The sequence below is a fragment of the Aeromicrobium sp. PFPM2_SD2 genome (genome assembly GCF_057364525.1).
The window spans coordinates 1-8,244 of the sequence record NZ_JBNFNZ010000062.1; the positions used below are offsets into that span (position 1 = coordinate 1).

The 8,244-nt window shown below is 70.9% G+C and carries 8 protein-coding genes and 2 pseudogenes; 7 read left to right on the forward strand and 3 right to left on the reverse strand.

The genetic code is table 11. The features are described 5' to 3' along the window. Together AC2W7G_RS05160 and ettA are read left to right on the forward strand one after the other, a co-directional pair. Positions 1-450, forward strand: a pseudogene (locus AC2W7G_RS05160) (hypothetical protein); the annotation flags it as partial. A 45-nt stretch (positions 451-495) separates the two neighbouring features. After that, entirely contained in the window at positions 496-2,178 is a 1,683-nt protein-coding gene (gene ettA, locus AC2W7G_RS05165; RefSeq protein WP_485867495.1) for an energy-dependent translational throttle protein EttA, read from the forward strand. 57 nt (positions 2,179-2,235) lie between these two features. Here the strand turns inward: ettA and AC2W7G_RS05170 are convergent, their stop codons facing one another. Both AC2W7G_RS05170 and AC2W7G_RS05175 read right to left on the reverse strand, forming a co-directional pair. Further along, positions 2,236-2,661: a hypothetical protein gene (locus AC2W7G_RS05170; RefSeq protein WP_485867496.1), complete on the reverse strand. Its 426-nt coding sequence runs from the start codon at positions 2,659-2,661 to the stop codon at positions 2,236-2,238. Further along, the gene (locus AC2W7G_RS05175) at positions 2,658-3,188 is read right to left on the reverse strand and encodes a MarR family winged helix-turn-helix transcriptional regulator (protein WP_485867497.1); all 531 of its coding nucleotides are present in this window, start codon (positions 3,186-3,188) and stop codon (positions 2,658-2,660) included. Before AC2W7G_RS05175 ends, AC2W7G_RS05170 begins: the two co-directional genes overlap by 4 nt. A gap of 114 nt (positions 3,189-3,302) precedes the next feature. Here AC2W7G_RS05175 and AC2W7G_RS05180 point away from each other — a divergent pair, with 114 nt between their 5' ends. Further along, positions 3,303-3,848: a YceI family protein gene (locus tag AC2W7G_RS05180; RefSeq protein WP_485867498.1), complete on the forward strand. Its 546-nt coding sequence runs from the start codon at positions 3,303-3,305 to the stop codon at positions 3,846-3,848. 104 nt (positions 3,849-3,952) lie between these two features. Here AC2W7G_RS05180 and AC2W7G_RS05185 read toward each other — a convergent pair whose 3' ends face one another. Continuing rightward, positions 3,953-4,528, reverse strand: a complete 576-nt coding sequence (locus AC2W7G_RS05185) for a TetR/AcrR family transcriptional regulator (RefSeq protein WP_485867499.1) — start codon at positions 4,526-4,528, stop codon at positions 3,953-3,955. Positions 4,529-4,629: 101 nt separating this feature from the next. On the opposite strand from AC2W7G_RS05185, the gene AC2W7G_RS05190 reads away from it, so the two are divergent. The 4 genes and pseudogenes from AC2W7G_RS05190 to AC2W7G_RS05205 form a co-directional block, all read left to right on the forward strand. Then, positions 4,630-5,775 (forward strand): acyl-CoA dehydrogenase family protein, encoded by a 1,146-nt coding sequence (locus tag AC2W7G_RS05190; RefSeq protein ID WP_485867500.1) that lies wholly within the window; start codon positions 4,630-4,632, stop codon positions 5,773-5,775. 28 nt (positions 5,776-5,803) lie between these two features. Next, positions 5,804-7,025: pseudogene (locus AC2W7G_RS05195) on the forward strand (acetyl-CoA C-acetyltransferase). After that, positions 7,022-7,777 carry an SDR family oxidoreductase gene (locus AC2W7G_RS05200; protein WP_485867501.1) on the forward strand — a complete coding sequence of 252 codons (756 nt, stop codon included), beginning with the start codon at positions 7,022-7,024 and terminating at the stop codon, positions 7,775-7,777. The pseudogene AC2W7G_RS05195 and the gene AC2W7G_RS05200 overlap by 4 nt, the downstream one beginning before the upstream one ends. A gap of 199 nt (positions 7,778-7,976) precedes the next feature. Further along, the coding region (locus AC2W7G_RS05205; protein ID WP_485867502.1) for a hypothetical protein at positions 7,977-8,244 on the forward strand (268 nt) is incomplete at its 3' end.

Sequence of the window (8,244 nt, forward strand, 5' to 3'; positions counted from 1 at the left end):
GGCATGAGCCGACCGTGGGCCACGGCCGTGCGCGAGACCGCGGACGCCCGCCAGCGCCAGGTCGTCGACACCCTCGACGAGCGCCTCGGCTCGGCCGACCTCGGTCTCGACCGCACCCCGGCCGGCTGGTACCTGCTCGCCGCGCTGCAGTGGCTGCTGCTGCTCGCCGGGATCGCCGGCGTGGCGTGGCTGGTCGCGATGGCGTTCGGCCAGGAGTGGAACCCGCTCGCGGTCGTCCTCGCCGTCGGCGGGCTGCTCGGCGGCATCGTGCTGGCGCTGCTCACCCGCCCGTTCGTGGTCGGCTCGGCCCGCAAGCGCGCCGCCCGCGCCGAGGCCGTGCTGCGCGAGGTCGTGCACGACGTCGCCCGCGAGCACGTGGTGGAGCCGCTCGAGGGAGTCGTCGCCGACTACCGGCGCACCCGCGAGGGCCTGCTCGTCGCGCGCGGCTGACGCACGGCACGCGCACCCCCGCGCGCTCGGTAGGCTGGTCGCACCATGGCTGACTACGTATTCACTCTCCGCAACGTGCGCAAGGCGCACGGCGACAAGGTCGTCCTCGACGACGTCACGCTCTCGTTCCTGCACGGGGCGAAGATCGGCGTCGTCGGACCCAACGGCGCCGGCAAGTCCACGCTGCTGCGCATCATGGCCGGCCTCGAGCACGCCAACAACGGCGACGCGATCAAGGACCCCGAGGCCACCGTCGGCATGCTCCAGCAGGAGCCGCCGCTGACCGAGGGCAAGACCGTCCTGGAGAACGTCCAGGAGGCCGTGGGCGAGATCAAGGGCAAGCTCGACCGGTTCAACGAGATCTCCGAGCTGATGGCCGCGCCCGACGCGGACTTCGACACGCTGCTCGCCGAGATGGGCGACCTGCAGACCGACCTGGACCACGCCAACGCGTGGGACCTGGACTCGCGCCTGGACCAGGCCATGGACGCCCTGCGCTGCCCGCCGCCGGACACGCTCGTCGACCACCTCTCCGGTGGTGAGCGCCGCCGCGTCGCACTGTGCAAGCTGCTGCTGCAGCAGCCCGACCTGCTGCTGCTCGACGAGCCCACCAACCACCTGGACGCCGAGTCGGTCAGCTGGCTGGAGGGCCACCTCAAGACGTACCCGGGCGCCGTCCTGGCGATCACCCACGACCGGTACTTCCTGGACAACGTCGCCGAGTGGATCGCCGAGGTCGACCGCGGCTCGATCCACGGCTACGAGGGCAACTACTCCACGTACCTGGAGACCAAGAAGGAGCGGCTCAAGATCGAGGGGCAGAAGGACGCCAAGCGCGCCAAGCGCCTCGAGCAGGAGCTGGAGTGGGTGCGCTCCAACGCCAAGGCGCGCCAGACCAAGAGCAAGTCGCGTCTGGCCCGCTACGAGGAGCTCGCCGCCGAGGCCGAGAAGGCCCGCAAGATCGACACCGCCGACATCAACATCCCGCCGGGCCCGCGCCTGGGCGACGTGGTGCTCGAGGCCGAGCACCTGACCAAGGGCTTCGAGGACCGCGTGCTGTGGAACGACATCTCGTTCTCGCTGCCGCGCGCCGGCATCGTCGGCGTGATCGGCCCCAACGGCGTGGGCAAGACGACGCTGTTCCGCATGATCACCGGCGAGGAGAAGCCCGACGGCGGCACGCTCAACGTCGGCTCGACCGTGTCGATCTCGTACGCCGACCAGAGCCGCGGCGGCATCGACCCGCAGAAGAACGTCTGGGAGGTCGTCTCCGGCGGCCTGGACTTCATCAAGGTCGCCAACTTCGAGATGAACAGCCGCGCCTACGTGGCCTCGTTCGGCTTCAAGGGCCCGGACCAGCAGAAGAAGGCCGGCGTCCTGTCCGGCGGGGAGCGCAACCGCCTGAACCTGGCGCTGACGCTCAAGATGGGCGGCAACATGCTGCTGCTCGACGAGCCCACCAACGACCTGGACGTCGAGACCCTGTCGTCGCTGGAGGACGCCCTGCTGGAGTTCCCCGGCTGCGCCGTGGTCACGTCGCACGACCGCTGGTTCCTCGACCGCGTCGCCACCCACATCCTGGCCTGGGAGGGCGACGAGGAGGACGGCGGCAAGTGGTTCTGGTTCGAGGGCAACTTCGCCTCGTACGAGGCCAACAAGATCGAGCGCCTCGGCCCCGAGGCCGCGCGGCCGCACCGCGTGACGCACCGCCGCCTCACGCGCGACTGAAGCCCGACGCACGACCGACGACGGCCCCGGACCAGCAGGTCCGGGGCCGTCGTGGTGTCAGAACAGCTCGTGCTCGTGGAGGCGGCCGATGAGGCACACGACGTCGTCGCCGCACACCCACGCGCCCTCGCCGTCGACCAGACGGGGCTCGAGGGGCAGCAGCCGGTCCGGCGGGTCGAGCACGACCGGCCACGGCCGGCCGAGGTCCGCCCGGAGCGCGTCCTGCAGGGCCTGGGCGACCTCGACGAGCCACACGTCGTCGGTCGGACCGTGCTCGGTGGCGACGCAGGACGTCGGGGTGATCACCAGCATGAGCCCCGGACGCCAGGGGCCGTGCGGCGTGCCGTGGCGCTCGCCGTCCACGTACGCGTCGTCGAAGGCGTCCGTCTCGATGAACGCGCCGGGTCGCCCGGTGTCGTAGGTGCCCCAGACGGTCAGGCCACCGAGCCGGAAGTCGCGCTCGAGGTCCTCGGAGACGGTCACGCCGTGGCGGGGGAGGCCAGCGAGTCGGCGGGGTTGGACGGCGCGCCGTAGCAGCGGTCGCCCTCCGCCACCCGGTTCACGACGGCCTGCATGACCCGGCCCATCGCCTCGAAGTCGTCGGGGGACGCCTGCGCGACGAGGTAGTCGTGGACGCCCCGGACGTGGGTGTGCGCGGCCTGCTCGAGCGTGCGCATGCCGTGGTCGGTCAGGAAGCACCAGACGCCGCGACCGTCCTCGCCGCACTGGCCGCGGCGGACGATGCCCGCCTTCTCCAGGCGGGACACGGTGTGCGTGACGCGGCTGCGGGAGTGCGAGAGCGCGTCGGCCAGCTCGGACATGCGCACCGAGTGCTCCGGGGACTCCGACAGGCGGACGAGGATCTCGTACTCGGCCAGGGAGAGGCCGTGGGCCTGGCGCAGGTCGCGGTCGAGCCGGTCGAACAGCACGGTCGTCCCACCCAGGAGCAGGCGCCAGCTGCGCTGCTGCGCGGGATCGAGCCACGGGGTGTCGGCAGGGGACGTGCTCATGTGATCGATCCTACTCCGGGGGAGGGGGTTGTTGACTGTTCAACAACATGGTACGTTGTTCCTCGGAAGTTGAAAAGGCAACTACCCACCGACTTGCAACCCGAGGAGAACCCCATGGTCACCACCGGCACCTGGCACCTGGACCCGACCCACACCGAGATCGGCTTCCAGGTCCGTCACCTGATGAGCCGCGTGCGCGGCAAGTTCGAGTCGTTCGAGGGCACCCTCGTGACGACCGACGACGTCACCGCCTCCAAGGTCGACGTCAAGGTCGACCTGTCGTCGATCAACACCGGCACCGCCGACCGTGACGCGCACCTGCGCTCGGCCGACTTCTTCGAGGTGGAGACCCACCCGGCGATGACCTTCTCCAGCACGTCGGTCAAGCAGGTCAGCGACGAGGAGTTCGTCGTCACCGGCGACCTGACCATCAAGGGCGTCACGCGTCCGGTCGAGCTCGAGGTCGAGTTCCTGGGCGAGGGCGGCGACCCGTGGGGCGGCACCCGCGTGGGCGTCGAGGCCAAGGGCCAGATCAGCCGCAAGGAGTTCGGCATCGACTTCAACATCCCCGTCGCCGGCGCCGACAAGGCGATGATCGGCGACACGATCAAGCTGCTCATCAACGCCGAGGCCGTCCTCGAGGCCCCGGTCGAGGCCTGATCCTCCCGTCCCTGCGGACCTCAGCACCCGCAGCACCGCACGACGCCCGGTCCCCGAGGGGCCGGGCGTGTCGTGCGTCGGGCGGCCGGTGGCCGAGGGGCTGCTCAGCTGCGCTGCACCATGCGGGCGGCCAGGGACGCGTGCAGGGACGCGAGGTCCTCGGGCGTCCGGGAACCGGCGTCGGGGGAGTACCAGCGGACCAGGTCGACGCCCAGCGAGAGCAGGGCGCGGGCCGTGCCGCCGAGGTCGTCCACGTCGAACGCGCCGGCACGGACGCCGTCGGCCAGCACGTCGCGCACCACGCGCTCGATCCGCCGGCGGTAGTCGCCGATCTCGGTGCGGTGCTCGGCGGACAGGGCGTTGAACTCGTACTGCACGATGCGCCCGACCCGGCTGTTGCGGGCGTGCCAGAGGCTGAAGTCGTAGATCAGCCCGCGCAGCCGCTCGACCGGCTCGTCGGTGCGGGCGGCGGACTTCTCGACCAGCTCGAGCGTCTCCTGGTGGCCGGACAGGCTCACCTGGAAGAACAGGCTCTCCTTGGAGTCGTGGTGGACGTAGACCGCGGCCGGGCTCATGCCGGCGCGCGAGGCGATGTCGCGCGTGGTGGTGGCCGCGAACCCCTTCTCGGCGAAGGCGTCGACGGCGGCGCTCAGCAGGCGCTCGCGCGCGGTGGTCGGCATCTCAGCCCTCCTTGGTCGGTAGACAGCATGGCGCAGGTCTGGCACGCTAAGCAAGCGCTTAGCAACCGGGCGCGTCGCACCACCGAGCCACGAGGACGTTCATGCACCGCACTCTCTTCGACGCCGACCACGAGTCCTTCCGCGACACCTGCGCGGCGTTCCTGGCCAAGCAGGTCGAGCCGCACCTCGAGCAGTACATCGAGGACAAGGCGATCAGCCGCGACTTCTGGCGCGCGGCCGGCGAGCAGGGCCTGCTGGGGCTGGAGATCCCCGAGGAGAACGGCGGCTCCGAGGCCGGCGACTTCCGGTTCAACGCCGTCTTCGCCGAGGAGCTGAGCAAGGTCAGCGCCGCGCTCGCCTCCTGCGTGGGCATCCACTCCGACATCGTGGCGCCGTACATCGTCGACCTCGGCACGCCCGAGCAGAAGGAGCGCTGGCTGCCCGGCATGGCGTCCGGCGAGATCCTCGCCGCGATCGGCATGACCGAGCCCGGCGGCGGCTCCGACCTCGCCGCCCTGCGCACCACCGCGGTGCGCGACGGCGACGAGTGGGTCATCAACGGCTCCAAGACGTTCATCACCAACGGGTTCAGCGGCGACCTCATCGTCACCGCCGTCCGCACGTCCCCGGAGAAGGGCGCCAAGGGCATCACCCTGTTCGGCATCGAGGCGACCGACCCGGGCTTCAGCCGCGGCCGCAAGCTCGACAAGGTCGGCCAGCCCGAGTCCGACACCGCCGAGCTGTTCTTCGAGGACGTCCGCCTGGGCGACGACCGGGTCATCGGCGAGGTCGACCGCGGCTTCATCTACATGATGGAGCGCCTGCCGCAGGAGCGGCTGACCTGCGCGGTCTCCAACATCGCGCACGCCAAGCAGATCCTGGTCGAGACGATCCAGTACGCGAAGGACCGGCACGCGTTCAAGCAGCCGATCGGCGCCTTCCAGCACAACAAGTTCCTGCTCGCCCACCTGGTGACGAAGATCGAGGCCGCCGAGGCCTTCGTCGACGCCGCCGTGCTCGCGCACAGCAAGGGCGAGCTGACCGCGATCGACGCGGCCAAGGCCAAGTACTGGTCCTCGGAGGTCCAGAACGAGGTGCTGGACGACTGCGTCCAGCTGCACGGCGGCTACGGATTCATGAACGAGTACCGCGTGGCCCGCGCCTGGCGCGACGCCCGCGTGACCCGGATCTGGGCCGGCTCGAACGAGATCATGAAGGAGCTCATCGGCCGCGACCTCGGCTTCTGAGTCCCGACCCAACCGAGAGGGGAGCCTCATGCCCGAGGCAGTCATCGTGAGCACGGCGCGGTCGCCCATCGGCCGCGCGTTCAAGGGGTCGCTCAAGGACATGCGTCCTGACGACCTGACCGTCCAGATGGTCCGCGCGGCGCTCGACAAGGTGCCCGAGCTGGACCCGCGCGAGATCAGCGACCTCATGCTCGGCTGCGGCCTGCCCGGCGGCGAGCAGGGCTTCAACATGGGCCGCAACGTCGCCGTGCTGGCCGGGTACGACCACCTGCCCGGCACGACGGTCACGCGCTACTGCTCGTCCTCGCTGCAGACCACGCGCATGGCCTTCCACGCGATCAAGGCCGGCGAGGGCGACGCCTACATCTCGGCCGGCGTGGAGACGGTCAGCCGCTTCACCAAGGGCAACAGCGACTCGATCCCCGGCCAGGACCTGCTCAACCCGCTGTTCGCCGAGGCGGTCCAGCGCACGGACGACTTCAGCCGCGGCGGCATGACCTGGCACGACCCGCGCGAGGACGGGAAGATCCCGGACGTCTACATCGCGATGGGCCAGACCGCCGAGAACGTCCAGCAGGTGCTGGGCATGAGCCGCGAGGAGCAGGACCGCTTCGCCGTGCGCAGCCAGAACCTGGCCGAGCAGGCGATCGCCAACGGCTTCTGGGCGAAGGACATCACCCCGGTCACGCTGCCCGACGGCACCGTCGTCAGCACCGACGACGGCCGCGCGCGGCACGACGTACGAGGCGGTCTCCCAGCTCAAGCCGGTCTTCCGCCCCGACGGCACCGTGACCGCCGGCAACGCCTGCCCGCTCAACGACGGCGCCGCGGCCCTGGTGGTCATGAGCGACACCCGGGCCGCCGAGCTCGGCCTCACCCCGCTGGCCCGCATCGTCTCCACCTCGGTCACCGGCCTGTCGCCGGAGATCATGGGCCTGGGTCCGGTGGACGCGATCCGCGGCGCGCTCAAGCAGGCCGGCATGGGCATCGACGACGTCGACCTGTTCGAGATCAACGAGGCGTTCGCCGTCCAGGCGCTCGGCTCGGCCCAGCAGCTGGGCATCGACGTCGACAAGCTCAACGTCAACGGCGGCGGCATCGCCGTCGGCCACCCGTTCGGCATGACCGGCGCGCGCATCACCAGCACGCTCATCAACTCGCTGCAGTGGCACGACAAGCAGATCGGCGTGGAGTCGATGTGCGTGGGCGGCGGCATGGGCATGGCCATGGTGCTGGAGCGCCTCTCGTGACGGGCCGCTTCTCCGGCCAGGTCGCGATCGTCACCGGCGCCAGCCGCGGCATCGGCCTGGGCATCGCCCAGCGCCTCGTCGACGAGGGTGCGCAGGTGTGCATCACCGCGCGCAAGGAGGCCGCGCTGGCCGAGGCGGCCGACACCCTGGGCGACGGCCGCGCCATCTACGTCGCCGGCAGCGCCGACGACGCGGCGCACCAGGACGAGGCGATCGCCGCGACGCTCGAGCGCTTCGGGCGGCTCGACCTGCTGGTCAACAACACCGGCATCAACCCGGTGTACGGCCGGGCGATCGAGGTCGACCTCGGCGCGGTCGAGAAGATCTTCCGGGTCAACGTCGTCAGCGCGCTGTCGTGGGCGCAGAAGGCGTACGCGGCCGCGCTGGGCGAGCACGGTGGCGCGATCGTCAACGTCGCGTCCATCGCCGGGCTGAAGCCGGCACCGGGCATCGGCATGTACGGCGCGTCCAAGTCCGCGCTCATCCACCTCACCGAGGAGCTGGCCGTCGAGCTCGGCCCGTCGGTGCGGGTGAACGCGGTCGCCCCCGCCGTGGTCAAGACGCGGTTCGCCGGCGCCCTCTACGAGGGACGCGAGGACGAGGTCGCCGCCGAGTACCCGCTCAAGCGGCTCGGCGAGCCCGAGGACATCGCCTCGGTCGTGGCCTTCCTGCTGTCGCAGGACGCCGCCTGGGTGACCGGGCAGACGCTCGTCGTCGACGGTGGCCTCACGCTCACCGGCGGCTCCGTCTAGGGCACCTCGGCGCGGCTCCGCCGCGACGTGCGAAGGAAAGGACCGTCTCCGCGCGGGGGCGGTCCTTTTCCCTCGCACGTCGCGGAGAGCGAGCGGGACGTGACGAAGAAACATGAGGAAACCCTCGGGATAAAGTTGAGGAACCCCTCATGTTCTTGTCATGATGGGGAGACCGACCCCTGCGAGAGGCCCCCACCCCGTGACGATCTTCGACACGCCCCTGTCCGTCAGCACCACCGCCACGCCGCACCGCGCGTCCCTCGTCGACCGCCTCACCGGCGGCGAGCCGTTCGCCCTCGTGCTGGGCGGCCAGGGCGCTGACTGGCTGCGGCCGCTGGCCGACCTGCTGGGCGACTTCGCCCTCACCGGCGAGCTGGACGCGCTGCTCGAGCAGGCGCGCGAGCGCACCGCCCCGGTCGCCGACGCGCTGACCCGCACCGGTCACCGCTTTCGACCCCGCTGGCCTG